The organism is Rhizobium sp. K33 (assembly GCF_056501445.1).
Genome location: NZ_CP096478.1, coordinates 3,734,292 through 3,760,737, shown reverse-complemented (window position 1 = coordinate 3,760,737; position 26,446 = coordinate 3,734,292). Strand labels below are relative to the sequence as shown.

Annotated in this window: 28 protein-coding genes; 17 read left to right on the top strand and 11 right to left on the bottom strand. The window is 61.3% G+C overall.

Annotated elements, in window-relative coordinates; genetic code table 11:
• The first annotated feature begins 139 nt into the window (after positions 1 to 139).
• From M1E12_RS18175 to M1E12_RS18165, 3 genes are all read left to right on the top strand, one after another.
• On the top strand, positions 140 to 1,321 hold the full coding sequence (locus M1E12_RS18175) for an acetyl-CoA C-acetyltransferase (protein ID WP_479562811.1): 1,182 nt from the start codon (positions 140 to 142) through the stop codon (positions 1,319 to 1,321).
• 152 nt (positions 1,322 to 1,473) lie between these two features.
• Positions 1,474 to 2,199: a beta-ketoacyl-ACP reductase gene (gene phbB, locus M1E12_RS18170; protein ID WP_310242743.1), complete on the top strand. Its 726-nt coding sequence runs from the start codon at positions 1,474 to 1,476 to the stop codon at positions 2,197 to 2,199.
• 65 nt (positions 2,200 to 2,264) lie between these two features.
• Positions 2,265 to 2,618 (top strand): YunG family protein, encoded by a 354-nt coding sequence (locus M1E12_RS18165; RefSeq protein ID WP_479562810.1) that lies wholly within the window; start codon positions 2,265 to 2,267, stop codon positions 2,616 to 2,618.
• Positions 2,619 to 2,832: 214 nt separating this feature from the next.
• Here the strand turns inward: M1E12_RS18165 and M1E12_RS18160 are convergent, their stop codons facing one another.
• The 3 genes from M1E12_RS18160 to M1E12_RS18150 are packed head-to-tail and all read right to left on the bottom strand — an operon-like array spanning position 2,833 to position 4,324.
• Positions 2,833 to 3,087, bottom strand: a complete 255-nt coding sequence (locus M1E12_RS18160; RefSeq protein ID WP_113458975.1) for a glycine zipper domain-containing protein — start codon at positions 3,085 to 3,087, stop codon at positions 2,833 to 2,835.
• Between the two features lie 42 nt (positions 3,088 to 3,129).
• Positions 3,130 to 3,282 carry a DUF3309 family protein gene (locus M1E12_RS18155; RefSeq protein WP_082511155.1) on the bottom strand — a complete coding sequence of 51 codons (153 nt, stop codon included), beginning with the start codon at positions 3,280 to 3,282 and terminating at the stop codon, positions 3,130 to 3,132.
• 13 nt (positions 3,283 to 3,295) lie between these two features.
• Positions 3,296 to 4,324 (bottom strand): alpha/beta fold hydrolase, encoded by a 1,029-nt coding sequence (locus M1E12_RS18150; RefSeq protein WP_479562809.1) that lies wholly within the window; start codon positions 4,322 to 4,324, stop codon positions 3,296 to 3,298.
• A 323-nt stretch (positions 4,325 to 4,647) separates the two neighbouring features.
• Between M1E12_RS18150 and M1E12_RS18145 the strand changes: the two genes are divergently transcribed.
• The 4 genes from M1E12_RS18145 to M1E12_RS18130 all read left to right on the top strand — a co-directional run bounded on the left by M1E12_RS18145 (position 4,648) and on the right by M1E12_RS18130 (position 9,586).
• Entirely contained in the window at positions 4,648 to 7,692 is a 3,045-nt protein-coding gene (locus M1E12_RS18145; protein WP_479564912.1) for a helicase-related protein, read from the top strand.
• Entirely contained in the window at positions 7,692 to 8,102 is a 411-nt protein-coding gene (locus tag M1E12_RS18140) for an RNA-binding S4 domain-containing protein (RefSeq protein WP_479562808.1), read from the top strand. Before M1E12_RS18145 ends, M1E12_RS18140 begins: the two co-directional genes overlap by 1 nt.
• A 188-nt stretch (positions 8,103 to 8,290) precedes the next feature.
• Positions 8,291 to 8,629, top strand: coding sequence for a ferredoxin FdxA (gene fdxA, locus M1E12_RS18135; protein ID WP_113458972.1), 339 nt, complete (start codon positions 8,291 to 8,293; stop codon positions 8,627 to 8,629).
• A gap of 381 nt (positions 8,630 to 9,010) precedes the next feature.
• The gene (locus tag M1E12_RS18130) at positions 9,011 to 9,586 is read left to right on the top strand and encodes a CarD family transcriptional regulator (RefSeq protein WP_479562807.1); all 576 of its coding nucleotides are present in this window, start codon (positions 9,011 to 9,013) and stop codon (positions 9,584 to 9,586) included.
• Between the two features lie 149 nt (positions 9,587 to 9,735).
• Here M1E12_RS18130 and M1E12_RS18125 read toward each other — a convergent pair whose 3' ends face one another.
• The 3 genes from M1E12_RS18125 to M1E12_RS18115 form a co-directional block, all read right to left on the bottom strand.
• The gene (locus M1E12_RS18125; RefSeq protein ID WP_479562806.1) at positions 9,736 to 10,473 is read right to left on the bottom strand and encodes a Bax inhibitor-1/YccA family protein; all 738 of its coding nucleotides are present in this window, start codon (positions 10,471 to 10,473) and stop codon (positions 9,736 to 9,738) included.
• Positions 10,474 to 10,652: 179 nt separating this feature from the next.
• A complete protein-coding gene (locus M1E12_RS18120) occupies positions 10,653 to 13,199 on the bottom strand; it encodes an ABC transporter permease (protein WP_479562805.1) in 2,547 nt (848 codons plus the stop codon).
• On the bottom strand, positions 13,196 to 13,909 hold the full coding sequence (locus M1E12_RS18115; RefSeq protein ID WP_113458969.1) for an ABC transporter ATP-binding protein: 714 nt from the start codon (positions 13,907 to 13,909) through the stop codon (positions 13,196 to 13,198). The genes M1E12_RS18120 and M1E12_RS18115 overlap by 4 nt, the downstream gene beginning before the upstream one ends.
• Before the next feature lie 74 nt (positions 13,910 to 13,983).
• On the opposite strand from M1E12_RS18115, the gene M1E12_RS18110 reads away from it, so the two are divergent.
• Positions 13,984 to 14,631, top strand: a complete 648-nt coding sequence (locus tag M1E12_RS18110) for an arylesterase (protein ID WP_479562804.1) — start codon at positions 13,984 to 13,986, stop codon at positions 14,629 to 14,631.
• A gap of 66 nt (positions 14,632 to 14,697) precedes the next feature.
• Positions 14,698 to 15,291, top strand: a complete 594-nt coding sequence (gene thpR, locus M1E12_RS18105) for an RNA 2',3'-cyclic phosphodiesterase (RefSeq protein ID WP_113458967.1) — start codon at positions 14,698 to 14,700, stop codon at positions 15,289 to 15,291.
• On the opposite strand, the gene M1E12_RS18100 is transcribed toward thpR, so the two are convergent.
• Positions 15,240 to 15,698, bottom strand: a complete 459-nt coding sequence (locus M1E12_RS18100) for a low molecular weight protein-tyrosine-phosphatase (protein ID WP_479562803.1) — start codon at positions 15,696 to 15,698, stop codon at positions 15,240 to 15,242. The genes thpR and M1E12_RS18100 overlap by 52 nt on opposite strands.
• A gap of 27 nt (positions 15,699 to 15,725) precedes the next feature.
• Between M1E12_RS18100 and M1E12_RS18095 the strand changes: the two genes are divergently transcribed.
• From M1E12_RS18095 to rlmN, 4 genes are all read left to right on the top strand, one after another.
• Positions 15,726 to 16,028: a 4a-hydroxytetrahydrobiopterin dehydratase gene (locus tag M1E12_RS18095; RefSeq protein WP_136539424.1), complete on the top strand. Its 303-nt coding sequence runs from the start codon at positions 15,726 to 15,728 to the stop codon at positions 16,026 to 16,028.
• A gap of 76 nt (positions 16,029 to 16,104) precedes the next feature.
• Complete coding sequence (locus M1E12_RS18090) at positions 16,105 to 16,485, top strand: YkvA family protein (protein ID WP_113458964.1); 381 nt, start codon at positions 16,105 to 16,107, stop codon at positions 16,483 to 16,485.
• A gap of 260 nt (positions 16,486 to 16,745) precedes the next feature.
• On the top strand, positions 16,746 to 17,249 hold the full coding sequence (locus M1E12_RS18085; protein ID WP_310243085.1) for an invasion associated locus B family protein: 504 nt from the start codon (positions 16,746 to 16,748) through the stop codon (positions 17,247 to 17,249).
• 298 nt (positions 17,250 to 17,547) lie between these two features.
• Complete coding sequence (gene rlmN, locus M1E12_RS18080) at positions 17,548 to 18,723, top strand: dual-specificity RNA methyltransferase RlmN (protein ID WP_310243088.1); 1,176 nt, start codon at positions 17,548 to 17,550, stop codon at positions 18,721 to 18,723.
• A 33-nt stretch (positions 18,724 to 18,756) separates the two neighbouring features.
• On the opposite strand, the gene M1E12_RS18075 is transcribed toward rlmN, so the two are convergent.
• On the bottom strand, positions 18,757 to 19,398 hold the full coding sequence (locus M1E12_RS18075) for a LysE family translocator (RefSeq protein ID WP_113377938.1): 642 nt from the start codon (positions 19,396 to 19,398) through the stop codon (positions 18,757 to 18,759).
• A 74-nt stretch (positions 19,399 to 19,472) separates the two neighbouring features.
• Complete coding sequence (locus M1E12_RS18070) at positions 19,473 to 20,336, bottom strand: SDR family NAD(P)-dependent oxidoreductase (RefSeq protein ID WP_136539431.1); 864 nt, start codon at positions 20,334 to 20,336, stop codon at positions 19,473 to 19,475.
• Positions 20,337 to 20,436: 100 nt separating this feature from the next.
• Here M1E12_RS18070 and M1E12_RS18065 point away from each other — a divergent pair, with 100 nt between their 5' ends.
• From M1E12_RS18065 to M1E12_RS18055, 3 genes are all read left to right on the top strand, one after another.
• Positions 20,437 to 20,685, top strand: a complete 249-nt coding sequence (locus M1E12_RS18065; protein ID WP_479562802.1) for a type II toxin-antitoxin system ParD family antitoxin — start codon at positions 20,437 to 20,439, stop codon at positions 20,683 to 20,685.
• Entirely contained in the window at positions 20,682 to 20,972 is a 291-nt protein-coding gene (locus M1E12_RS18060) for a type II toxin-antitoxin system RelE/ParE family toxin (RefSeq protein WP_479562801.1), read from the top strand. Before M1E12_RS18065 ends, M1E12_RS18060 begins: the two co-directional genes overlap by 4 nt.
• A gap of 108 nt (positions 20,973 to 21,080) precedes the next feature.
• Entirely contained in the window at positions 21,081 to 22,304 is a 1,224-nt protein-coding gene (locus M1E12_RS18055; RefSeq protein ID WP_136539437.1) for an argininosuccinate synthase, read from the top strand.
• Positions 22,305 to 22,360: 56 nt separating this feature from the next.
• On the opposite strand, the gene M1E12_RS18050 is transcribed toward M1E12_RS18055, so the two are convergent.
• Entirely contained in the window at positions 22,361 to 23,551 is a 1,191-nt protein-coding gene (locus M1E12_RS18050) for a multidrug effflux MFS transporter (RefSeq protein ID WP_479562800.1), read from the bottom strand.
• Between the two features lie 108 nt (positions 23,552 to 23,659).
• Positions 23,660 to 24,088, bottom strand: coding sequence for a hypothetical protein (locus M1E12_RS18045; protein ID WP_113458957.1), 429 nt, complete (start codon positions 24,086 to 24,088; stop codon positions 23,660 to 23,662).
• 196 nt (positions 24,089 to 24,284) lie between these two features.
• Here M1E12_RS18045 and M1E12_RS18040 point away from each other — a divergent pair, with 196 nt between their 5' ends.
• Positions 24,285 to 26,348, top strand: a complete 2,064-nt coding sequence (locus tag M1E12_RS18040; protein ID WP_479562799.1) for a M3 family metallopeptidase — start codon at positions 24,285 to 24,287, stop codon at positions 26,346 to 26,348.
• Positions 26,349 to 26,446 lie beyond the last annotated feature (98 nt).

The window sequence follows — 26,446 nt, the reverse complement described above, 5'->3', positions numbered from 1 at the left end:
CTTTGTGCGTTGCATGATCGGCATTTGACGAAAGACAGGAAAGCGCAACCAAAGAACGAGAAGTGAGGGCTTATCTTGTTTGACACCGGCGGCAGTCTTTGTCAGTTTCTTCTCAATCACAAAACCCGAGGAGACGCCCATGAGCACCCCGTCCATCGTTATCGCGAGCGCTGCCAGAACCCCGGTCGGATCTTTCAACGGGGCGCTGTCCTCCGTCGCAGCCCATGATCTGGGTGCCATTGCCATCAAGGGTGTTCTGGAGCGCGCCGGCGTAGACGCCAGCGAAGTCGACGAAGTCATTCTCGGCCAGATCCTCACAGCCGGCCAGGGTCAGAATCCGGCGCGTCAGGCAGCGATGAAAGCCGGCATTCCGCAGGAAGCGACCGCCTGGGGCCTCAACCAGCTCTGCGGCTCGGGCCTGCGTGCGGTTGCCATCGGCATGCAGCAGATCGCAACGGGTGACGCCAAGATCATCGTTGCCGGCGGGCAGGAATCCATGTCCATGGCGCCGCATTGCGCACATCTCCGCAACGGCACCAAAATGGGCGACCTGAAGATGGTCGACACCATGATCAAGGACGGTCTGACGGACGCCTTCTACGGCTATCACATGGGGACGACCGCGGAGAATGTCGCCCGCCAGTGGCAGCTGACCCGCGACGAGCAGGATGCCTTTGCGGTGTCCTCGCAGAACAAGGCGGAAGCCGCGCAGCTTGCCGGCCGCTTCAAGGATGAAATCGTTCCGGTCGTCGTGCCGGGTCGCAAGGGCGATGTGACCGTCGACCAGGACGAATATATTCGCCACGGCGCAACGCTGGACAGCATGCAGAAGTTGAAGCCCGCCTTCGACAAGGAAGGCACTGTGACTGCCGGCAATGCCTCCGGCATCAACGACGGTGCCGCTGCGGCCCTGCTGATGACCGAGGCCGAGGCTTCGCGTCGGGGCATTGCCCCGCTCGCCCGTATCGTGTCCTGGGCAACGGCTGGCGTCGATCCGAAGATCATGGGCACGGGCCCGATCCCGGCATCGCGCAAGGCGCTCGAAAAAGCCGGCTGGAAGATCATGGATCTCGATCTCGTGGAGGCCAATGAAGCCTTCGCGGCGCAGGCCTGCGCGGTCAACAAGGACCTCGGCTGGGATACTTCGATCGTCAACGTCAACGGCGGTGCGATTGCCATCGGCCATCCGGTCGGTGCATCCGGTGCGCGCATTCTCAACACGCTGCTGTTCGAGATGAAGCGTCGCGGCGCGAAGAAGGGTCTTGCCACCCTCTGCATCGGCGGCGGCATGGGCGTTGCCATGTGCCTCGAGGCTTTCTGATCCGGAAAGCCAAAAATGGCGCCGGTTCATCACTGACATCATGAAGCTCTGTCCCGGCCTCAGGCCGGGATGGTGAAGTCATGCCGTTGCGACGGGAACAGCAGCGGTCGATCCAGACGGGAAACCCAGATAGAAAAAACGGGGAGGACAGCATGAGCAGAGTGGCTTTGGTGACCGGCGGCACACGCGGCATCGGTGCGGCGATTTCCGTCGCGCTGAAAAATGCCGGCTACAAGGTGGCGGCAAACTTCGCCGGCAACGAGGAAAAGGCGAAGGCTTTCGAAGCGGAGACCGGTATTCCGGTCTTCAAGTGGGATGTGTCGAATTATCAGGCCTGCGTCGATGGCATCGCCGCCGTCGAGGCAGCCCTCGGCCCGGTCGAAGTGCTGGTCAATAATGCGGGCATTACGCGCGACGCCATGTTCCACAAGATGACGCCGGAGCAATGGGGCGAGGTAATCAACACAAACCTCACCGGCCTCTTCAATATGACGCATCCGGTCTGGACCGGCATGCGTGACCGCAGCTTCGGCCGGGTCATCAACATCTCCTCGATCAATGGCCAGAAGGGCCAGATGGGTCAGGCGAACTATTCCGCTGCCAAGGCCGGCGATCTCGGCTTCACCAAGGCGCTCGCGCAAGAGGGTGCTGCCAAGGGCATTACCGTGAATGCCATCTGCCCCGGTTACATCGGGACGGAGATGGTTCGCGCCATTCCGGAAAAGGTGCTCACCGAGCGCATCATCCCGCAGATCCCGGTTGGCCGCCTCGGCGAGCCTGACGAGATTGCGCGCTGCGTCGTCTTCCTCGCTTCCGACGATGCCGGCTTCATCACGGGATCAACCATCTCGGCCAATGGCGGACAGTTCTTCGTCTGAACGGTTGCGGCGCGTGAGTTACAGGGCCGGCCTCGTGCCGGCCTTCTTCGTTTCCAGGAGCCGCCATGGTTTATTCGGCAGCCCACTTCGAGCAATTTGCCGAACGCCTTGCGAAAGCTTGGTCGCTAGAGACGTCTAGTATTTGGTCTTCGGACAACCCGGCAAGAGGCCAGTGTGGCGTCACCAGCCTGGTGGTCCAGGATGTGTTCGGGGGCCTCATTTTGAAGACGCTCCTGCCCGAGGGGCCGCACTTCTACAACTTGATCGGGGGGTGCCGCTGTGACTTCACGGCAGGCCAGTTCCACGAACCGATCGACTATCATGATCTCCCCTCTGACCGGGAGGAGGCGATGCTCGATACCAATGCGCAACAGTATCGGGCCCTGCGTCAGGGTCTTGGGCTTCCTGTTAAGGATTGAGCCCCAAGGCTGCAGCTAGAATTCTTAATATCCACCGCATCCTATGGTTAACCGATTGTTCTTCAACAATATCTAGCGGTGAACAAACCGGGAAATTTGCTCAGTCCGCGATTCGTCGTCGATTCGTTCCGGATTTGGTCGAGACGTTAATGCTGAGCACGAAAAAAGCCGCCGAACTCCGAGAGTTCGGCGGCTTTTTTCGAGGCAGTGCCGATTAGCGGCAGCGCGCTTCGTAGGTGCGGCCATAACGGTCGCGGTACACGCAATAGCCAGCGCGTTCCTGCGAGTTGCCGATCAGGGCGCCTGCTACGCCGCCGACTGCGGCACCAACGGCTGCACCGCGAACGTTGCCGGTGGCGACACCGCCGATGACGGCACCGGATGCTGCGCCGATGCCGGCGCCGCGTTCGGTTGCGGTGCAGGATGCGAGCGGGGCGATCAATGCGAGTGCCAGAAGGGTCTTTTTCATCGTCCTATTCCTTTTCACGTCGAGTTGGATGTTCACTTCAGGTCAGATGCGGCCCATCAACATCAGGATGATGAGAATGAGGAGTACGAGGCCAAGGCCGCCCGACGGGCCATAGCCCCAGCCACGGCTGTAGCCCCAGCTCGGCAGGGCGCCGATCAGCAGCAGAATCAAAATGACGATGAGAATGGTACTCATTGGGGGCCCTCTCCTAAGCCTTGGTAGAAATGCTGTCTTGTGCCGGTTGAACGCGACCGGCGGGAGTTTGTTCCGTCCGGTACAGGGTCTGAGCCATCAGACGGAACAGCTGCGATGCTGCCTTGCCAGATGGTGACAGCGCCGGGCGGCGGGTCTTTGCCTGCAGTGCGGACATGCCGTCGACGAAGGCGCTGATGATGCCGGCCGTCATCGTCTGATGCTCGACCATGGGCAGGTGGCCGCAATTGCGCAGCAGGACCGTCTGGGCTTGCGGGAGCAGTTTCGATACGCGCAACTGATGAGCGGGGGGAACGATCGCGTCTTCCGCCCCGACAATATTCAGGACGGGCACCCTGATCTCGGAAAGCTCTGCCAGAATTGTCGTTGCCGACATGAACCGGATGCAGGCGGCGATATCTTCGGGGCGGGCCTGTAATAGCTGCAGCCGGACATCTTCCATGGCTGCCACCGCCCGATCGTTCTGCCAGGGGCATCCCTTGTCGAAGACGCATTCGACCGAGCCCCAGCGGAACTGCTCGCTGGTCGAGATCCATCGCTTGAAGAACTGCCGGAAGAGGAAGGGGCCGGCGCGCGGAACGCGCAGCAGCTTGGCCGGCAATCGCTCCTGCCCCTCGAACCGGCCACAGGCGAAAGCGCCGATCAACACGATCGATTTCACCAGCTCAGGATAACGGCTGGCGAGCAGCAAGGAAACGAAGCCGCCGGTCGAATGACCGATCAGCGTTACCGGCCTGCCGCCGAAATCGCGCCTGATCGCCTTCGCGTATGCAGCGGCTACAGCTTCCGGCGTGATCAGTTGTCCTGGCTCGACAAGCTTCCAAGGGTGGTGTCCTGGCAGTGCATAAGCCGCGCTCCGAGCCTTTCGGACAACATCGGGCGCATAGGTGCGCCAAAAGGAAGGTGCCATGACCATGCCATGGATCAGGACGTAATCCTGGGCCAGGTCGCTGGTTCCAATCCATTCTGCGGGCGGCGGGGACAAAGTCATCAGTTTCACCTCACCGGCGGAACGTGAAGCCATTCCGGATTGTTCCATCGCCATAAACGGAGGTTCTATGCGCTGGAAATCGATTCAGCATTTGGTGGTGCAACGCAGCGAGGCTTCCAGATATAGCCGTGAACAAACCCGGAAACCTGCGGAGTCGTCGATTCGTCGCTGATTCGTTCGCAGAGTGTTCTTGAGTCGGAAAGATGATTCCGTTCAAGGGTTTGCGAGGAATTCTGGGGTGATTGCGACAAGCGCCTTGCCTTTGCCCTTGTTCGTCGCCATGTGTGGGCCAAGGGTGCCGGTATGCGGAAGAGGCGCGGTCCCGACAAGCGGAGCGGTCCTTGAATACCCAACCCATGATCCTGAGTGGCCGCGGCGTGAGTGCTGTGCTGGGGCCAACGAATACCGGCAAGACCCATTTCGCCATCGAGCGTATGGTCGCGCACGGGTCCGGCATCATCGGGTTGCCGCTCAGATTGCTGGCCCGCGAGGTCTATACGCGTGTCGTCGAACGCGTCGGCGTTCAGAACGTCGCGCTGGTGACGGGCGAAGAAAAGATCAGCCCGCCCAATGCCCGCTTTTCCGTCTGCACGGTCGAAGCCATGCCGCGGGAAACGAAGGTCGCCTTCGTCGCCATCGACGAGATCCAGCTTGCCGGCGACCTAGAGCGTGGCCACATCTTTACCGATCGTCTGCTGCATCTGAGGGGACGCGAAGAAACGCTTCTTCTCGGCTCGGCCACGATGAAGTCCATCCTGATCCAGCTTTTGCCCGGGATCACGATCGTCGAGCGGCCCAGGCTTTCGCAGCTCTTCTATGCTGGTCAAAAGAAGATCACGCGCCTGCCGCAGCGCACCGCCATCGTCGCCTTCTCTGCCGACGAGGTCTATGCGATCGCCGAACTCATCCGGCGCCAGAGGGGCGGGGCAGCCGTTGTTCTGGGTGCCTTGAGCCCGCGGACGCGCAATGCGCAGGTCGGTCTCTATCAGGAAGGTGATGTCGAGTATCTCGTGGCGACCGATGCGATCGGCATGGGCCTCAATCTCGACGTGGACCATGTCGCTTTCGCGCAGGATCGCAAATTCGACGGATACCAGTTCCGAAACCTCAATCCGGGGGAGCTCGGGCAGATCGCCGGTCGTGCGGGTCGTCATGTCAAGGACGGCACTTTCGGCGTGACGGGTCGTGTCGATCCGTTCGATGACGAGCTCGTTGAGCGGCTGGAAACGCACCAGTTCGACCCGGTGAAGGTCCTGCAGTGGCGGACGGAAAAATTCGACTTTTCCTCGATCGCCGGACTGCAGCGAAGCCTTGATGCGGCGCCTCGGGTCGAAGGACTGACGCGGGCTCTGCCGGCGACCGACCAGCAGGCGCTGGAGTATCTTTCGCGCTACCCGGAGATTTCCGACATCACCGATCGGCCCGAGCGGGTGGAAAAACTCTGGGAAGCCTGCGCTCTGCCCGACTATCGGCGCATTACGCCGGCACAGCATGCTGATCTGATTCAGAGCCTTTATTTCGATCTGGTCAGGCGGGGCACCGTGAACGAGGATTTCCTCGCCGAGCAGGTGCGCCGGGCGGACCGGACCGATGGCGAGATCGATACGCTTTCGGCGCGGATTGCCCAGATCAGAACATGGACTTACGTGTCGAACCGGCCCGGCTGGCTTGCCGATCCGACACACTGGCAAGAAAAGACGCGGGAAATCGAAGACCGATTGTCCGATGCGTTACATGAACGGTTGACGAAACGCTTTGTTGATCGCAGGACATCTGTGCTCATGAAGCGCTTAAGAGAGAATGCAATGTTGGAAGCTGAAATCAGTGTGAACGGCGATGTCTTCGTGGAAGGCCATGCCATGGGGCAACTCTCCGGTTTCCGGTTCACGCCGATTTCCGGCATGGAAGGCCCGGATGCGAAGGCTGTTCAGGCCGCTGCATACAAGGCTCTGGCGCTGGAATTCGAAGCGCGGGCCGCGCGCCTGCATGCTTCCGGCAACAATGATCTCGCAATCGGCTCGGATGGCCTTGTCCGCTGGCTCGGCGATCCCGTCGCCCGCCTCGTTGGCACCGACCATATCCTGCATCCGCGCGTCATCCTGCTGGCCGACGAGCAGCTGACCGGCATCGCACGCGATCACGTCGCTGCCCGCGTCGAGCGCTTCGTCAATCATCATATCTCGACGGTGCTGAAGCCGCTGGACGACCTGTCGCGTGCCGAAGACCTGCAGGGGCTTGCGAAGGGCCTCGCCTTCCAGCTGGTCGAGAACCTTGGCGTTCTCTTCCGCCGCGACGTGGCCGACGACGTCAAGTCGCTGGACCAGGACGGCCGCGCCTCCATGCGCCGTTACGGTGTGCGCTTCGGGGCTTATCACATCTTCATGCCGGCGCTTCTGAAGCCTGCACCCGCCGAGCTGATTACGCTGCTCTGGGCGCTCAAGCATGACGGCCTGGACAAGCCGGGCTATGGCGATCTGATCCCGGTGCTGGCTGCCGGCCGCACATCCGTCGTGACCGAGCCGAGCTTCGAGCGCATGTTCTACAAGCTCGCCGGCTTCCGTTTCCTCGGCAAGCGCGCGGTGCGCATCGACATTCTGGAGCGTCTCGCAGACCTCATTCGTCCGCTTCTGCAGTGGAAGCCCGGAACGCCTGCTCGTCCTGACGGCGCTTATGACGGTCGCCGCTTCACCACGACGACGGCGATGCTGTCGATCCTGGGTGCCACGCCCGACGACATGGAAGAGATCCTGAAGGGCCTTGGCTACCGCGCCGACAGCGTTTCGGCAGAGGAAGCTGCAGCCTTCCTCGCCACGCAGGCCGGTTCGACCGCCACGGAAGCCGCTGCCGGCGCTGAGAAGAGCGACGAGGATGGCGTTGAAGAGGCCGACCAGGCGTCCGAGGCGACGGGTGAGGCTGAGGTCGCGCCTGCATCTGCCGAAGATGCGCCCGCCTCCGACGCTGTACCTGCCGAGGCAACTGCTTCCGAGCAGCCGGCAGAGTCTGCCGAAGCGACCGAGCCGAAGCCTGTTCTGCTCTGGCGTCCGGGTGGCCGTAGCGACAATCAGCGTGGCACCGGTCGTCCCGGTGGCGATCGCCGTCCGCAGGGTCAGCGCAATCAGGCGCCGCGTGAGGGTGGCGAAGGTCGCGGTGAAGGCCGTCGCGACGATCGACGCTCCGACAACCGTGGCGACCGTCGTGACGACAACCGCGGCAAGTTCGGCGGCAAGGGTGAGCGTCAGGATCGTGGTGACCGCAAGGATCGCGGCCCGCGTCCCGAGCGCGACAACAACAAGTCGCAGCCGGCGCGCTTCGAAGCCAAGCCTCCGCGCAAGGAAAAGCCGGTCGATCCGGATTCGCCCTTCGCCAAGCTCGCCGCGCTCAAGGAGCAGCTGAAGAAGTAATGACCGAACAACAGCCACAAAGCGGTTCGCGCCAGCGCATCGACAAGTGGCTGTTCTTCGCCCGTGTGGCAAAATCACGCAGCCTCGCGCAGGAGCGGGTGGTTGCCGGCCATGTCAGCGTCAACGGCCAGAAGATCCGCCAGCCAAGCCATCAGGTCAAAGTCGGAGACCGGCTCGAGATCGCCATGCCGGAGCGCGATCTGGTTCTGATCGTCAAGCTGCCGGGTGAGCGTCGCGGGCCTTACGAGGAGGCGCGGCTGCTTTACGAGGACTTGACGCCGCCGCGCGAGAAGAAGCCGTTCACCGCATTGGAGCAGGCGGTGCGGGCGCCGGGAGCGGGGCGGCCGACGAAGAAGGAGCGCCGCGCGCTCGACGATCTGCGCGGGGAGCCGGATTGGTCTGCCGATTAGAAAATTTCTACAAAGCGGCCTGATTTCAGGGCGTTTATTCTTGCCTTGGCCGGGATTCCGCATTAGCTCACTTCCCGTCCGACAGAAATATCCGGCGGGGCGCGAGCCTTCCGTCCAGGGCCATCCTGGCGGAAAGACCCGCATCGGTCTTTCTCCTGCCGTTCGAGAACGTCATCCTGGAGTGCCGCATGACCTATATCGTCACCGATAACTGCATTCGCTGCAAATACACCGATTGTGTCGAGGTCTGCCCTGTTGACTGCTTCTATGAGGGCGAAAACTTCCTCGTCATCCATCCGGACGAATGCATCGACTGCGGCGTGTGCGAACCGGAATGTCCTGCGGAAGCGATCAAGCCGGATACCGAGCCGGGCCTCGACAAATGGCTGAAGATCAACGCCGACTATGCGAAGATCTGGCCAAACATCACGGTCAAGAAGGACCCGATGCCGGAGGCCAAGGAGATGGACGGCGTCGACGGGAAGTTCGAAAAGTTCTTCTCGGAAAACCCGGGTTCGGGCGACTGATACTCCGGCCTTGGGCGGGGTCACAGGAATCCTGCCCAAAAATCCATCACTTGGCGGCGGATTCGCTGCCTTCTGCGTCACGATTGTGGCGCACTGCACTAAAATATTGATTTCCTCGTCTTTTTGTGATAGCCTCTTGGAACTGTTCCACTTTGCGGCATAGCTATGCCCTGAACCATCACGAAAGCAACTTCACCAACGCGCGATTTCCGTGACATCGGCGACACCGTTCGTGTCGTGTCTCCGTCGCGACGAGGTGTTGTCTGACTGTGTGACGGACTGGATCAGGATGACAAGTTTCGCAGTCTTGTCGTCTCATCCGGGCCTGACCGACCCGGCGCCGGCATCACGCCGGGAGCAAACAGGGAGTATTTGAATAGAATGACGACCCAGCAGAAGAAGAATTCCTCGGCACGCCACGGCTTCAAGACCGGCGAGTCGATCGTATACCCGGCCCATGGCGTGGGTACCATCACCGCCATCGAAGAGCAAGAAGTCGCAGGCATGAAGCTCGAGCTTTTCGTGATCGACTTCGAAAAGGACAAGATGCGTCTGAAGGTTCCGGTTGCGAAAGCCGTGAGCATCGGGATGCGCAAGCTGTCCGAGACCGACTTCGTCGATCGCGCGCTGAAGGTAGTTCAGGGCAAGGCCCGTGTGAAGCGCACCATGTGGTCGCGTCGTGCGCAGGAATATGATGCCAAGATCAATTCCGGTGACCTGATCTCCATCGCAGAAGTCGTTCGCGACCTCTACCGTGCCGAGAACCAGCCCGAGCAGTCCTATTCCGAGCGTCAGCTCTACGAAGCAGCGCTCGACCGCATGGCTCGCGAAATCGCTGCCGTGAACAAGATGTCCGAGACCGAAGCCGTCCGCCTTGTCGAGGTCAACCTCGCCAAGGGTCCCAAGCGCGGCAAGATGATCGAGGAAGACGATACGCAGGAAGAAGAAGCCGCGTAAAAGCAGCTTCAGTTGCCTGGTCATGAAAAAACCTCCGGTGAGAACCGGAGGTTTTTTTGTGCCTGAAAAACGGTGTGCTGGCGCGGGCAAATCGCGATCAAAGAAAAACCCCGCCGGAGCGGGGTTTCCCAGATCTTGCCTCTTGGCTGTTACTCGCGGTTCCCGAGGAAGCGCAGGAGGAACAGGAAGAGGTTGATGAAGTCGAGATAGAGACGCAGCGCGCCCATGATGGCGTTGCGGCCGGCCATCTCGCTCGAATGGCTCTCGTGGTAGGATTCCTTGATCGCCTGTGTGTCATAGGCCGTCAGACCCGCGAAGATCAGGACGCCGATGACGGAGATCGCAAAGTCCAGAGCCGAGGAGGCCATGAACAGATTGACCAGCGAGGCGATGATCAGGCCGAAGAGACCCATCATCAGGAACGAGCCCATGGCCGACAGGTCACGCTTGGTGGTGTAGCCGTAGAGCGACAACGCACCAAAGGACGCCGCGGTCACGAAGAAGGTCTGCACGATGCTGGCGCCCGCGTAGATCAGGAAGATCGACGACAGCGACAGGCCCATCAGCGCGGCATACACCCAGAAGGTCGTCTGGGCCGCCGTTACGCTCATCTTATGAATGCGGAAGCTCAGGAAGAACACCATGGCGACCGGCGCCAGGATGACCACCCACTTCAGCGGGCTCAGGAAGATCGCCTGGCCGAAGGCCGTGAGTTGTCCGCCTGAAACGGCCATCTGAAAGGTGGCGAAGGCTGCGATACCGGTGATGGCGAGGCCCAGTGCCATCAGGTTGTAGACCTTCAGCATATAGGCGCGCAGACCTTCGTCGATCATCGTGGCCGACTGGGTCTGACCCGGGCGACTCTGATAGTTGCGAAGTTCGGACATGTTTTCCTCTCTCAAAGCTTCGATAATGGACAGCGGAGCCCGAATGGCTCCCGCGCCGCTGCGAAGCCCAGCATGCGTGCCTTCAATATGAGAGGTTCCCCTGTCCGCGACAAGGGCCACAATCTTAAATCGCTGTAATAGTTAAAGCGACGGGAGTGCGCGGCCCGTCGCCTCGTGGTTCAGAGCTCTCGCAGCACCGGAGCCGCTTTCTGCCCGAGGATGCGCCAGGTGCCGGCAAGGCCGATCCCGATCGTGACAACAAGTGCAATCACGAGCGTCATCAAGGCGACGTCGGGCAGGAAGTTCGACGGCAGGTTCATGATCTGGCTGAGCACGAACCAGGCGATGCCACCACCCGCAATCAGCGCGAAGATCGCCGTTGCCGCACCCAGCAGCATATACTCGTAGGTGAAGGCGCGGATCAGCATGGCGCGCGTGGCACCGAGCGTCTTCAGGATGACCGCATCATGCGTGCGTGCGCGATTTCCGGCTGCGAGGGCGCCCGAGAGAACCAGGACCGAGGCAATCAGGGCAATTGCGGCGGCTGCCCGGATTGCGGTTGCCAGCTGTCCGACCAGACGATCGACCACATCGAGCGCGTCCTTGACGCGAACGGTGGTGATGGTCGGGAATTGCTGGGTAACCGAACGCAGGATCGAGGCTTCCTCAGCCGCCGTCGCGTCCTGATCGATCAGCGTCGCCAGCCAGGCATGCGGGGCGCCGGCGAAGGTGTTGGGCGAGAAGACCATGACGAAGTTCATCGACAGGCTTTCCCATTCCACTGTCCGGAAGTTCGCGATCTTCGCCGTGATGTTGCGGCCGAGCACGTTGATGGTGATCGTATCGCCGACCTTGAGGCCGAGTTCGCGACCTTCTTCCTCCGCGAAGGAAACCAGCGGCTCGCCGGTATAACCGTCAGGCCACCATTCGCCCTCTGTCAGGGTGCTGTTTTCCGGAATGTTTTTCGCATAGGTCAGGCCGCGATCGCCGCGCAGGACCCAGCGACCTTCCGGCGGCACCTCGACCTTGGCGACATCCGTGCCGTTGAGTTCGACGATGCGGCCGCGCAGCATGGGTACCTCGATCAGCTTGCCGTCCGGTGCCATGCCTTCGACCAGGGTGCGGAAGCCGTCGATTTCGCCGCTCTGGATATCAACGAAGAAGAAGTTCGGCGCCCGTTCGGGCAGATTGCCTGTCAGCTCGCGCCGCAGATTGCCGTCGATCAGCGCCAGTGCCACCAGCAGGCTGAGGCCAAGGCCGAGGGAGAGCGTTACAGCCGGGGTCAGCGCGCCGGGACGATGGATATTGCCGACGGCCAATCGGAGGGCCGCGGAATGGATGCGCGGGCTGCGCTTGGCAAGCCAGGCGATGCCCATGGCGACCACGCGCAGCAACACGAAGCCTGCGGCCATGGCGGCCAGGAAGATCGTCGCGATCCGCTGCTGCTCCGAGGTGAAAATCGCGAGCGCTGCCAGAGCGCCCAGGGCCAGAGCCATGGCCAGGAGATAGGGCCAGGACGGCAGACCGGAGGCTTCGAAACCCTGCTCGCGGAAGAGGGCCGTTGCCGGCACCTTGCGGGCATGGCCAAGCGGCAGGATAGCGAAGGCGAAGGTCACCAGCATGCCGAAGATCGCCGCAAGGAGAAGCGCACGCGGGTAGAGCGTGGCTTCCGCTGAGATCGGCAGGATACCGGCGAGGTAGCTTGCGACGACCGGCGGGGCGATGGCACCGAGAACGAGGCCGGCCAGGATGCCGACGGATGCGACCAGCGTGATCTGGATGAGGTAGACCATGACCACCACGGAGGCCGGGGCGCCGACGCATTTCAGCGTGGCGATGACAGTCCGCTTGGAATCGAGGAAGGCGCGCACCGCATTCGCGACGCCAACCCCGCCAACGACAAGCGCCGTCAGGCCGACAAGGGTCAGGAACTGCGAGAAGCGCTCGACATTCTCGGTCAGAGCGGGGGCTGCGCGGTCGCTGCTGCGGATTGACCAGCCGGCTGTCGGGTGTTCAGCCTGGGCGCGCTGGCGGATTGCTTCCGGCGTCGGGGCAGGGTTGTCGTAGCGGATCTTGTAGGCATGTTCGACAAGGCTGCCGGTTGCCACGAGCCCGCTGGCAAAGAGGCCATCCCGGCTGGTCAGGAAGCGAGGCGCGAAGCCGAAACCATCCGAGATCGAATCCGGCTCGGTGACGATGGTGCCATTGATGCGGAAGCGGGCATTGCCGACCAGCAGTTCGTCGCCGACCTGGATGTTCATCCGTTCAAGCAGAAGAGGGGCAACGACTGCGCCCCAGGTGCCGTCCTGCTGGGCCAGCAGTTCTGTGAGGGGGCGATCGGGCTCGGCAACGAGCCTGCCATAAAGCGGATAGGCCTCGTCGACCGCCTTGATCTCGACCAGCGACTGATCCGAGCCATCTGCGAGACGCGCCATGGAGCGCAGGTTGGTGGTAACGGAAACCGTGCCGAAGCCTTCTAGGAAGGCCCGTTCCTCTGACGTGGCCTCGCGGTTATCGAGTTCGAACCGCACGTCGCCGGCCAGCAGCGTCCGGCCTTCCGAAGAAATCGCATCGGTAATGGCGGTCGACACGGAGTTCACGGCAGCGATGGCGCCGGTTCCCAGCGCGATACAGGCGAGGAAGATGTAGAAACCCTTCAGTCCGCCGCGCAATTCACGCAGGGCGATCCGAAAGGCAATGGAAAGGCGAGAAGCGAAGCTTGTCATGCGGACACCGAAGCGAGGCGGGTCTGCTCGTTTCGGCTGTCGCCGGCGATCCGGCCGGATGCCACCTTGATCTGTCTGGTGCAGCGGGCGGCAAGCGACGGATCGTGGGTGACGAGGATGAGGGTCATGCCGCGCTCCTTCTGCTTGGTGAACAGAAGGTCGGCGATCTGGCGACCAGTCTCGGTGTCGAGATTGCCCGTCGGCTCGTCCGCGATCAGCACGGCCGGAGAAGGTGCCAGTGCCCGGGCGATCGCCACGCGCTGCTGCTCGCCGCCGGAAAGCTGACCGGGATAGTGGCTGAGGCGTTCGCCCAGGCCGACGGATTCCAGTTCCTTGCGCGCAATGTCGAAAGCGCCTTTCACATTGGCGAGTTCAAGCGGAACCGCGACGTTCTCGAGCGCCGTCATGTTGGCGATGAGATGGAAGGACTGGAAGACGATGCCGATGTTCTTGCCACGGAAGTCGGCGAGACGATCTTCGCTCAGCGTATGAAGCGGCGTGTTGCGGACATGAATTTCGCCGCTGTCGAGGCGTTCGAGACCTGCCAGCACCATCAAAAGCGTCGATTTGCCGGAGCCTGATGGCCCGACAATGCCCACGGCTTCGCTCTCTGCAATCGACAGGTCGATGCTCTTCAAAACGTGAACGGAGGCAGCGGCATTGCCAAGCGTGAGATCGGCGCTTTTCAATTCGATGATGCTGTTTCTCACACTCGACCATCCTATATCTGGAAAGATGAAGCTTCGCCGCACTGCGGCATTCCCAGCAATCTAGGAAAGGCCCCATGACTTTTAAAGCTCAGCTCCTTCATTTCGCCGTGATCCTGCTGACGGTCCTGGCCGGTCCACGGATTGCCGCCGCCGAGCCCCTGCAGCTTGTCGGTCTTGGGGACAGTCTGATGGCGGGATACCAGTTGCCGCAGGAGGATGCTCTGCCGGCCCAGCTCCAGCGCCAGCTGGTTGCCAAGGGGTATGACGTAGTGATCGCGAATGCCGGTGTCTCCGGTGACACGACATCGGGCGGCCTGTCACGCGTCGACTGGTCGGTGCCGGAGGGGACCGATGGCGTCATTCTCGAACTCGGCGCCAATGATGCCCTGCGCGGGATCCCTCCGGAGCAGACCGAAAAGAACCTCGATCAGATCATCACCCGGCTGAAGGAGCGCAACATTCCGATCCTGCTGGTCGGCATGCTCGCGCCGCCGAACATGGGTGACGATTATGGTCAGCGGTTCAACGCGATCTATCCGCGTCTCGCGGAGAAGTATGGCCTGCCGCTTTATCCCTTCGTCCTCGACGGGGTGATCACGGATCGCAGCCTGCTTCTCGACGATGGCATGCACCCCAACACCAAGGGTCTCGAGACCATGGCCCAGCGCATGCTGCCTCTCGCCGAATCTTGGGTGGCAGACATCAAGGGACAGCAGAATTAAACGCTTGCGCTTGAAGTCGTTGCGTGATTCGCTGTGAGCACCTGCAAAAGATTCGGGGAGCGCTCCATGCCGAGATTGTTCACTGCCCTCGAAATTCCGCGCAACGCTGCCATGAGTCTCTCATTGCTGCGCGGTGGGCTCCCCGGAGCGCGCTGGATCGATGTCGAGAATTATCACATCACCCTGCGCTTCATCGGAGACGTTGACGGTAGAACGGCCGATGAGGTCGTCGACAGGCTCGATCGGATCGACCGCCCCGAATTTTCTCTCAGCTTGAACGGCATCGGCTCCTTCGGGTCGAAGAAGCCGCATTCGATCTGGGCAGGCGTGTCTCCCGCGCCAGAGCTCTATGCATTGCAGGGCGAGATCGAACGGATCTGCCAGCGCATCGGATTGCCCCCGGATCCGCGCAAGTTCACGCCACATGTGACCCTTGCCAGACTGAAGTCATCGCGCGTCGATGACGTGGTTCATTATTTGAGCGGTCGTGGCGATTTCCAGACCATGCCCTTCCGGGTGGGCCGGTTTGTCCTTTTGTCGTCGAAGGAATCCGTCGGTGGCGGGCCCTACCTCACCGAAGAGGTCTTTCCTCTTTACGAGGCGCCGGTCTATCCGAATTTCGAGACGACCGCGCTGCAGCCCGCAAAGAGCATGCTGTAGACCTCTTCGAAATCGGCCAAGTCCCCGTGATAGGGATCTGGAACGTCTTCACTGGTTCCGAAGGCGAGATCTGCGAAGAGATGCAGTTCGGCGGTCGCGCTTTCCGGTCGCAGCGCCTTCAACCGGGCAAGATTGCTTCTATCCATCGCCACGACCAGTTCGAAGTCATGGAAGTCGTCGGGCTTGACCTGGCGCGCGCGTTGCCGCGAGATGTCGATGCCGTTTGCTGCCGCAATCTTGATCGACCGGCGGTCCGGCGGGTTGCCGACATGCCAGGCACCGGTCCCCGCCGAGGCGATCACCGGCGTTTGTCTGGCTCCGGCCGTGAGGTGGCGGTAGATTCCTTCCGCAAGGGGTGATCGGCAGATGTTGCCGAGGCAGACGAAGAGAATTGAGGGTGCCGGCATCGCTCGATCCAGGAGGAGTGTTTTCCAATGAAATACGAAAAACTGCCGGCGGCGTCCATTGCAGCCCGGCTGGCCGAATTGCAGGGCTGGAGCATCGGGCGTGACGGCGCCGCGATCGAGAAGCACTTCGTCTTCCGTGACTTTCGCCAGGCCTTTGGCTTCATGACCGAATGCGCTCTGGCGGCCGAGAAGCTCGATCATCATCCGGAGTGGTTCAACGTCTACAGGAAGGTGGATGTGACGCTCACCACGCATTCTGCTGGCGGAATAACGGAACTGGACTTCAAGCTCGCCGTTCTCATGGATCTGGCTGCGGCGCGCAGCGGTTGATCGCAGGTGGTGATTGAATTCGGATTCGAGCATTCACATATGATTGATCGGGTCCGAACGAAAGGATCGATGGGCTATGGATGACGTGAAGATTGGTGAGATCCTGCTTCCCGGAGACAAGGAGCAGCAGGAGCGACAGGAAGCGAAGGTTCGCAGCCGGTTCTGGCCGACCTTCAAGAAGGCCGCCCGCCAGATCCCTTTCTCGCGGGATCTCGTCGCAGCCTATTACTGTGCAACGGATCGCGAGACACCTTTTCGTGTTCGCGGCATCCTGCTTGCCGCGCTGGGCTACTTCGTTCTGCCGATCGATGTCGTACCGGATATTCTCGCGGTCGTCGGCTTCACGGATGACATTGCCGTGCTCACAACGGCCATCGCCATGATCAACCGGCACATCAAGGATCGTCATTACGAGGAAGCCGACAGGGCGCTCGCAGACAGTCCCGATCAGACCTGATGGTCGCAAGGCAGCCTTGTGTTCAAGGCAGCCCCACTCTTGCCTTTTTCTTTCCTTCTACATCGTCCGCAGGATCGAGGTCCGAAGCCGTTTTCTCCGGATTTCGGGGCGCCAAACGAAATACCGCCGCCAAATGTGACAACAAGGCGTGTGTCGTTCATCGTTTGGTAAGGTAAATTAAGTCAAACTGAACACAGGTTTTGACGATGAGCGCCCGGCTGCATGGTCGGGTGATGGATGGAAACAACCGGCAGGAAGACATGTTCGTAAGAAGTAGCGTAACCGCATTGGCAATCCTCCTGGCGAGCAGCGGGCTCGCCAACGCACAATCGCCCACGCGGATCGAGCAGTTCAAGGCCTGGGGTGCCTACTCCTACAAGTCGAACGGCGGCACCGTGTGCTACGTGCTGTCCGTCCCGACGGCGAAGGAGCCGAGCAGCGTCAATCACGGCGACATTTTCTTCGTCGTCTCGCAGCGCCCGGGCCAGAACATCTCGTATGAGCCGCAGGCCATGATGGGTTACCCGATGAAGGGCGACTCGAAGGTCAATGTGACCATCGACAACAAGAATTTCGTCTTGTTCGTCAAGGACAGCTCGGCCTGGGTGGAAAATGCCGCCGAAGAGCCGGCCTTGGTTGCTGCCATGAAGGGCGGCTCCACGATGACGGTCAAGGCGACGTCTGCACGTGGCACGGCCACGAGCTATACCTATTCGCTTTCCGGCATCTCTGCAGCGCTGCAGAAGATCCAGAACTGCAACTGACGGCCAATCGCCGATCATGAAACCCAGGGCCGGCAGACCACTGCCGGCCCTGAGCCGTTTCCACTTCACCCGCAAAGCAGGGTCGGGGTGACGGACGCCAAAAAAGCTGCTATTGGCCGCAGCCAAATAAGGACATCGGCTTGATGCCTGTCCATCATGATCCTTGAATTCATACCTGCCTGCCGGAACGCGCTCGATCCGAGCCCGCTTTCCCATATGGTCCCGAGGTAACGAGATGACTGTCACTGTGACGCTTCCGGAGCGTAGCCAGACTGCGGCTTCCATTCGCCCTGCTGCCATGATCGAGAAGCCGAGCCTGATCGGCCTCGACCGCGAAGCGCTGGGCAATGCCCTGCGCGAAAAGGGCGTGCCGGAAAAGCAGATCAAGATGCGCGTCGCGCAGATCTGGAACTGGCTTTATGTGCGCGGCGTCTCGGATTTCGACCACATGGCCAATGTCTCCAAGGACATGCGCGAAATGCTGAAGACGCATTTCACCATCGCGCGGCCCGAAATCGTCGAGGAGCAGGTGTCCAATGACGGCACCCGCAAATGGCTCCTGCGCTTTCCGCCCCGCGGCGCCGGCCGCCCGGTCGAGGTGGAAGCCGTCTATATCCCGGAAGAAGGTCGCGGAACGCTCTGCATCTCCAGCCAGGTTGGCTGCACGCTCACCTGCTCCTTCTGCCATACCGGCACACAGAAGCTGGTGCGCAACCTGACGGCGGAAGAGATCCTTTCCCAGCTGCTTTTGGCGCGTGACCGTCTCGGCGATTTCCCGGATCGGGAAACGCCTGTCGGCACGATGATGCCGTCCAGCGATCGCAAGGTCACGAACATCGTCATGATGGGCATGGGCGAGCCGCTCTACAATTTCGAGGAAGTGAAGAAGGCACTGCTGATCGCGACCGATGGCGATGGCCTGTCGCTGTCCAAGCGCCGCGTCACGCTCTCGACCTCGGGCGTGGTGCCGGAGATCTACCGGACCGGTGAAGAGATCGGGGTTATGCTGGCCATCTCGCTGCACGCTGTGCGTGACGAGCTGCGCGACATGCTGGTCCCGATCAACAAGAAGTATCCGCTGAAGGAGCTGATCGAAGCCTGTCGTAACTATCCGGGCCTTTCGAATGCCCGTCGCATCACCTTCGAATATGTGATGCTGAAGGACGTGAACGACAGCCTCGAGGATGCCAAGGGCCTGATCCAGTTGCTCAAGGGCGTGCCGGCAAAGATCAACCTCATCCCGTTCAATCCGTGGCCGGGCACCAACTACCAGTGTTCCGACTGGGCGCAGATCGAGAAATTCGCCGACTTCATCAATCAGGCCGGTTATGCCTCGCCGATCCGCACGCCGCGTGGTCGCGACATCCTCGCCGCCTGCGGCCAGCTGAAGTCGGAATCAGAGCGCATGCGCAAGACTGAGCGTCTGGCGTTTGAAGCCATGATGATCGCCAATCACGGCGAAGACGACGATTGAGATTGCGGCGGACGTTCGGCGCGCCTGTCGCTCTCACCGCGCCTGCGTCATGAAGATCTTCACCGCGAAGATCGAGAAGACGCCGGCGAAGGTGTAGTCGATGCCGCGCAGGACCTTGCGGTTCGCCTGCAGCCAGTTCGACATGAAATCCGCCCCGTAGACGATGCCGATGCCGATCGGCAGTGACAGGATGATCGACCAGAGGCCGAGGAAGATCAGCTTGCCGGTGACGTTCGGATCGGTGGCGGTGACGAATTGCGGCAGGAAGGTCATGAAGAAGATGATGACCTTGGGGTTCAAGAGATTGACCCAGAGCCCGTTCAGGAAGGCGCCCTTTTTCGAAACCACGGCATCGCCATCTGCCTTGATCACAAAGTTCGAGCCGTGCCGGATTGCCTGCAGTGCCAGCCAGAGCAGGTACGCGGCGCCGCCGGTCTTCAACAGCAGGAAGGCCGTCGGCGAGGCGACGATGAGCGCCGAGATGCCGAAGGCGACCAGCATGGTATGGATCGAGATGCCGAAGCTGGTGCCGGCGAGCGTCATCAGACCGATGGCCTTTCCGTCGCGCAGCGAGCGACTGATCCAGAGCGTCATGTCCGGGCCAGGCGTAATCGCCAAGAGCAACAGCGCCAGGCTAAAGGCAAGAAAGACGGGAAGGCTCGGAATGAAGTCCATTGGTGTCACCGCATGATGAAGCACCCGCGAGGTGCGGGGGCTTCATCCTTAGCGGCGATCGATGGCCTTGCCAATCAGCCTTTGGGGATCGACAGATAGGTCTTGAAGGCGTCGGCATAGTCCGGATGCCAGCGCGACAGCGGTGGGCGGTTTTCGATGATGTCGCCGGCGGCCCAGGCGATGCGCTTCTCGTCCAGAGCGCGGGGCACCTCGTTGTCCGGGCAGAGAATGTAGAAGTCGCCTCTCACAAGGCTTTCCAGCATGAAGTCGACGGTTTCCTCCGGTGTCCAGGCGCCTGAAGGCTTCTCCGTGCGGCCGTTTGCTGTCAGTCCGGTGAAGACGAAGCCGGGGATCAGCAGGTGTGCAGAGACGTTGCAATCCGGCGTGTTGCGCAGCTCGTGCTGCAGCGCCTCGGTGAAGGCCTTCACACCCGCTTTCGAGACATTGTAGGCCGGGTCGCCCGGCGGGGTGGTAATGCCCTGCTTCGAGCCGGTGTTGATGATCAGCGCCGCATCCTTATGGGCGACCATGCCGGGGCCGAAAGTGCGGGTGCCGTTGATGACCGCCATGAGGTTGACGCCGAGCACGTTGTCCCAGTTCGCCTGCGGGCCGAAGAGCGCGCTGCCCGGCTGGATCCCGGCATTGTTCATCAGCACATGCACGCGCCCGAACCGCTGGATGACGGCGCGCTCCAGGGCTTCCAGTTCATCGAGTTTCGACACATCCGTGCCGATCGCGACGACATCAGCTTCACCGCCGGCCGCGAGCGCGGTGACTTCGGCGGCTGCGTTCGCCAGGCGATCTCCGTCAAGATCGACCAGAACGACGCAAAGCCCCATCCGGGCGAAGGCTTTTGCTGCCGCAAGGCCGATGCCGGAGGCGGCACCGGTGATGACAGCAACATGACCTTTCACGAGCGCGGGATGCTGGGGCGTCATGGGCGAACTCCTTAAACCGGTGGTGTTATGATTGACGACGATATGGTACCCTCGCGTCACATCGTCAACGTGACAGCCCGTGATGGAGGATTGCCTGCCGATGAACAAAATGACGACCGTTACCGTCTCGCAGGAACTGGCAGATTTCATCGAGGCCAGAATTACAGCCGGCGACTATGCTTCTGAAGGAGAGGTTATCGAGGCTGCACTCGCACTGCTGCGCGATGAGGTGGACGGCCTGGCCGCCATCAAAGCGGCGATCGAGGAAGGTGAATCTTCCGGTGAGCCGCAGCCGTTTGACTTTGACGAGTTCATCGATCGTAAGCGCCGCCGCTCCGCCGCCGAATGAAGCCGCTTATTGTTTCTCCGCGGGCTGCTCACGACCTCGACGCGCTCTTCGACTACACCGAAGAGCGTTGGGGTCTGGAGCAGGCGGTTGCGTATACGCGGGGGATCAGGCGTTACCTTCAGGAAATCTGCGAAGGACAACGGCCCGGCCGGATAATTCCCGGACTTAGGAAAGCCTATCTCAGCGTTGCGTATCAATCTCACTACCTTATCTATCGCGAGACCTCGCATTCGATAGTGCTGATCCGTATCCTCCACCAGCGCATGAATATCCGCGGCCATCTCTGACACAGTCATGTTCCCCGCCCTTGCACACCAGCGGAATCTCGCTAAAAGTGCCGCCATTCTTGATCCAGGCGGGCCTTGAGCCTCGCTCCTTCCAGACGGAACATCGACATGGCACTCCCCAAAGACGTGAAGAAAGTCGTCCTCGCCTATTCCGGCGGCCTCGACACCTCGATCATCCTGAAATGGCTGCAGACCGAACTCGGTGCTGAAGTCGTGACCTTCACCGCCGACCTCGGCCAGGGCGAAGAGCTCGAGCCGGCCCGCAAGAAGGCCGAGATGCTCGGCATCAAGGAAATCTTCATCGAGGATGTGCGCGAAGAGTTCGTTCGCGACTTCGTCTTCCCGATGTTCCGCGCGAACGCCGTCTATGAAGGCGTCTACCTGCTCGGCACCTCGATCGCCCGTCCGCTGATCTCCAAGCACCTGATCGACATCGCCCGCAAGACCGGTGCCGATGCGATTGCCCATGGCGCGACCGGCAAGGGTAATGACCAGGTCCGCTTCGAGCTTTCCGCCTATGCGCTGAACCCCGACATCAAGATCATCGCGCCCTGGCGTGACTGGGCGTTCAAGAGCCGCACGGATCTCCTGAACTTCGCCGAACAGCACCAGATCCCGGTTGCCAAGGACAAGAAGGGCGAAGCGCCGTTCTCCGTCGACGCCAACCTTCTGCACTCCTCGTCGGAGGGCAAGGTTCTCGAAGATCCCGCCCAGGAAGCACCGGAATACGTGCATATGCGCACGATCTCGCCGGAAGCCGCTCCGGACAAGGCGACCATCATCAAGGTCGGTTTCGAGAAGGGCGATGCCTGCTCGATCAACGGCGTTCGCATGAGCCCGGCGACGCTGCTTGCAGAACTCAACAATTACGGCCGCGACAATGGCATCGGCCGTCTCGATCTCGTCGAAAACCGCTTCGTCGGCATGAAGAGCCGTGGCGTCTACGAGACCCCCGGCGGCACCATCCTGCTCGCTGCCCATCGTGCGATCGAGAGCATCACGCTCGACCGTGGCGCAGCCCACCTCAAGGATGAGCTTATGCCGCGTTATGCCGAGCTCATCTATTACGGCTTCTGGTTCTCGCCGGAACGCGAAATGCTGCAGGCTCTGATCGACAAGAGCCAGGAGCATGTCGAAGGCGAAGTGACGCTGAAGCTCTACAAGGGCAATGTCATGGTCATCGGCCGTGAATCGGCGAAGTCGCTTTATTCCGACCAGCTCGTCACCTTCGAGGACGATCAGGGCGCCTATGACCAGAAGGATGCTGCCGGCTTCATCAAGCTCAACGCGCTGCGCCTGCGCACGCTCGCCAAGCGCAATCTCGGTAAGTAAGCCCTCCTCGGCTCAGACAACAGAGCGCCCGTCTCCCCTCCGGGAGGCGGGCTTTTTCATGCCCGTCGTTCGAGGTGGCGCAACCAGAGAAAGCCCGCGAGTGCGCTCAGTTCCATGAAGGGGATGATGATGCCGAAGGCGGTCAGCGGATCGCCGATCGAAGCTGCCGCAACGCCGCCGGCAAAACCCGCGGTCATCTGCAGGAAGCCGGTCAGGGCAGACGCGGATCCGGCGATGTGCGGGAAGGGCGCCATGCTCGTCGTCACGACATGGGGGCTGAGGAAGGCGAGGCCGAAGGTGCAGATTGCCACAGGCCCCATGATCGACAGGAAGAAGGGCGGCACGAATGCCACCGACAGCGCCATGATCACGGCGCCGGTGCCGCAGAGCGTGATGCCGATCCTTGACGCCGTCAGACCCGAGATCCGGCGGGAGACGAGCTTCAGGGTGAGTGATCCCGTCAGATAGGCGCCGGATTGCATCAGCATGCCCAGCCCGAATTGGGTCGGCGTCAGTCCCACTTCGTTGATCAGCACGAAAGGCAGCATGGTCGATTGAGCGTAGAGTGCGCCGATCGTGCCGCTCAGGACGAGGGAGGCTGCGAGGAAACGTGTGTTCGTTCCGACTTCCAGATAGTTGCGCAGCAGTTTTCCGGGTCGGAGACGGCCGAGATCCGGGACGATCGTTTCCTTGAGCAGGGTCAGCGTAAAAGCCATGGCCAGCAGGCCGAACGCGACCATCAGGAGAAAGACCGCATTCCAGCTGAAGGCGGCGAGCGTCAGCCCACCGAGAGTGGGACCCATGGCCGGCCCGACAGCGAGAAAGATGCCGATGGTGTTGAGGATGCGGCTTGCCTCCGCACCTGTGTAGAGGTCTCGAACGATGGCGCGGCCGACGACCACGCCGACGGAAGCGCCGATGCCCTGCACGAGACGGGCGGCGAGAATGAATTCCACGCTCGGCGCTATCGTTGCGAGACAAGAGCCGGCCAGGTAGATCGCGAGGAAAATCAGCGTTGCCTTCTTGCGACCCAGGGCATCGGCGAGGGGACCTGCGACCAGCTGGGCAAGTGCGAAGCCGGCGAAGAAGAGAGATAGGCTGAGCTTGATCGCCGCGTCGGTGGTTCCGAAAGCCCGCACCAGTTCGGGCATGGCCGGCGTGTAGATCGCCATGGAGATCGGACCGAGCGTGGTCAGGAAGGCACCAAGGAAGGTGGTGCGCCGCTCGCTCATGCGCATTGCTGTCATCAGAACTCGTCCGGCATCAAGAAGAAAGGCGCCGTCGCGGCGCCTCGTGCTGATGACTTAGTGTGATTGACGCTCTCGATCGAGTGCCAATTTTCGCCCCAGGCTCGATCAGGCCGATTTCGAGAAGAAGTCGAGCACCTTGGCATAGGAGCCGGCCATGTCCATGTCGCCGATCATTTCCGCGAGCGACTGCTGTGTGCGGTAGTATTCCGCGTAATCGAAATGGGAATCGTCGGTCAGCGTCGACAGATCCATGATGTTGCCGTTGCGGTCGACGATCTGGAGCGGCAGTTCCGTCGACAGTTCACGGTAGGTGTCGGCGTCGATCTCGTCACGCTGGAAGCTTTCCGAGGCAATCTCGCGCAGGCGCCGTGGCGTCATGCTGGCAAAGACCGACAGTGCTTCTTCGAAAACCTCCGTTTCCTTGGAGGCCGCAATCTTAGGCGAAAGTTCTGACAGCCGGACATCCGACTGCGGGGTGCTTTCTTTGACGCGAAGGGATGAAACGCCTACCGGTTGGATTGGAAAGATTTCCATGGCCGTGACCGTCCTTTCATAGGATGAATCGATCTATGGGCCTATTCGAATGTTCGTCAATGAGGGTGCGGACTCGCTGTGGAAAAATCTCGCCTTGTTCACTGATTTTTGCGTGCTTGCCCTCGCTTTGCCGGGATAACATGGTGGAAAATCAGTGCTTCGCCGGCAGTTGCGCGGAGCTTCAGGAGGTTAACGCATGGCTGAGTCGTCCGTCTTCAATCCCGCTGTCATCAACTGGCAGGGGCCGCATGGCCTGCCGCAATTCGAACAGGTCGGCGATGACGACTATGCGCCCGCCTTCGAGGCGGCTCTGAGGGAGCACGAGGCGGAGATCGATGCGATCGCCGACAATCCGGAGCTGCCGAGCTTCGCCAACACGATCGTGGCGCTCGAGATCGCCGGCGATGCCCTCTCGCGCGTCTCGGCGCTGTTCTGGAACCGGGCGGGCGCCCATACCAATCCCGGCATCCAGGCTCTGGAACGCGAGATCGCGCCGAAGATGTCGCGCCATTATTCGAAGATTGGCATGAATGCGGCTCTGTTTGCCCGGATCGACGATCTCTGGACCCGCCGCGATGCGCTCAATCTGACGCTGGAAGAGACCCGTGTGCTGGAGCGGCACTGGAAGGGCTTCGTGAAGTCGGGTGCCAAGCTTCCGAAGGCGGAGCAAGAGCGGCTGGCGGCGATCAACGAGCGGCTGGCGAGCCTCGGCGCCAATTTCGGCCAGAACGTGCTTGCGGATGAATCCACCTGGATCCTGCCGCTTGTGGGCGAAGAGGATCTCGCCGGCATTCCCGCCTTCCTGCGTGATGCCATGGCCTCTGCCGCGACCGCACACGGCGGCGGACACAGCCATGTGGTGACGCTGTCGCGCTCGATCATCGAGCCGTTCCTCACCTTCTCCGAACGCCGCGATCTGCGCGAGACTGCCTTCAAGGCCTGGACGTCGCGCGGCATCAATGGTGGCGAGACCGATAATCGCGGCATCGTCAAGGAGACGCTGTCGCTTCGGGCCGAGAAGGCGCGTCTGCTGGGCTACAAGGACTATGCCTCCTACAAGCTCGACAACACCATGGCGAAGACGCCGGAGGCGGTGAACGGGCTTCTGATGCAGGTCTGGGAAAAGGCCGTTTCCCAAGCGCGCGCCGAAGAGGCTGAACTTGCCGCCCTGATCGCAGACGAGGGCAAGAACCACGAGGTGTCCCCCTGGGACTGGCGCCATTATGCGGAGAAGCTTCGCGCGCAGAAGTTCAACTTCTCGGAAGCCGAGCTGAAGCCCTACCTGCAGCTCGAAAAGATCATCGAGGCCTGCTTCGATGTTGCCGGTCGCATCTTCGGCATCCGCGCCGTGCCACTCGCCAATGTCGTCGGTTATCATCCTGACGTGCGCGTCTTCGAAATCCGCGACCGCAACGACGACCTGGTCGCACTGTTCCTCGGCGACTATTTCGCCCGCCCCTCCAAACGTTCCGGCGCATGGATGAGCAGCTTCCAGGCGCAGCACCGCCTCACGCTGAAGAACGGTCGCCAGGGTGAGCTGCCGATCATCTACAATGTCTGCAATTTCGCGAAGCCCGAACCCGGCAAGCCAGCTCTGCTGTCGCTCGACGATGCCCGCACGCTCTTCCATGAATTCGGCCATGCCGCCCATGGCATGTTGTCCAACGTCACCTATCCCTCAGTGTCCGGTACCGGCGTCTCGCGCGATTTCGTCGAACTGCCCTCGCAGCTTTACGAGCACTGGCTGACGGTGCCCGAGATCCTCAAGACCTATGCGGTGCATTACGAGACAGGCGAGCCGATGCCGCAGGCGCTGCTCGACAAGGTGCTCGCGGCCCGGACTTTCAATGCCGGTTTCAACACGGTGGAGTTCACCTCGTCGGCACTGGTCGACATGGCGTTTCACACCCGCGGGCCCGTGGAGGATCCGATGGCTGTGCAGGCCAAAGTGCTTGAGAAGATCGGCATGCCGTCGTCGATCGTCATGCGCCACGCCACGCCACACTTCCAGCACGTGTTCTCCGGGGATGGTTATTCGGCGGGCTACTATTCCTACATGTGGTCGGAAGTGCTCGACGCGGATGCCTTCGCCGCCTTTGAGGAAACCGGCAATCCCTTCGATCCGGAGATGGCATCGAAGCTGAAGACGCACATCTATGCATCCGGTGGGTCGGTCGATCCGGAGGATGCCTACAAGGCCTTCCGGGGCAAGATGCCGAGCCCGGAGGCGATGCTGAAGAAGAAAGGCCTTGCGGCCTAAGCGTCCTGACGCCGCTCAAAAGGGCCGCCGGCGGTAACCATCGCCGGCGCTTCGGGCGTTTCCCCCTTTCGCAAATGCAAAAAACAGGGTATGAGCGC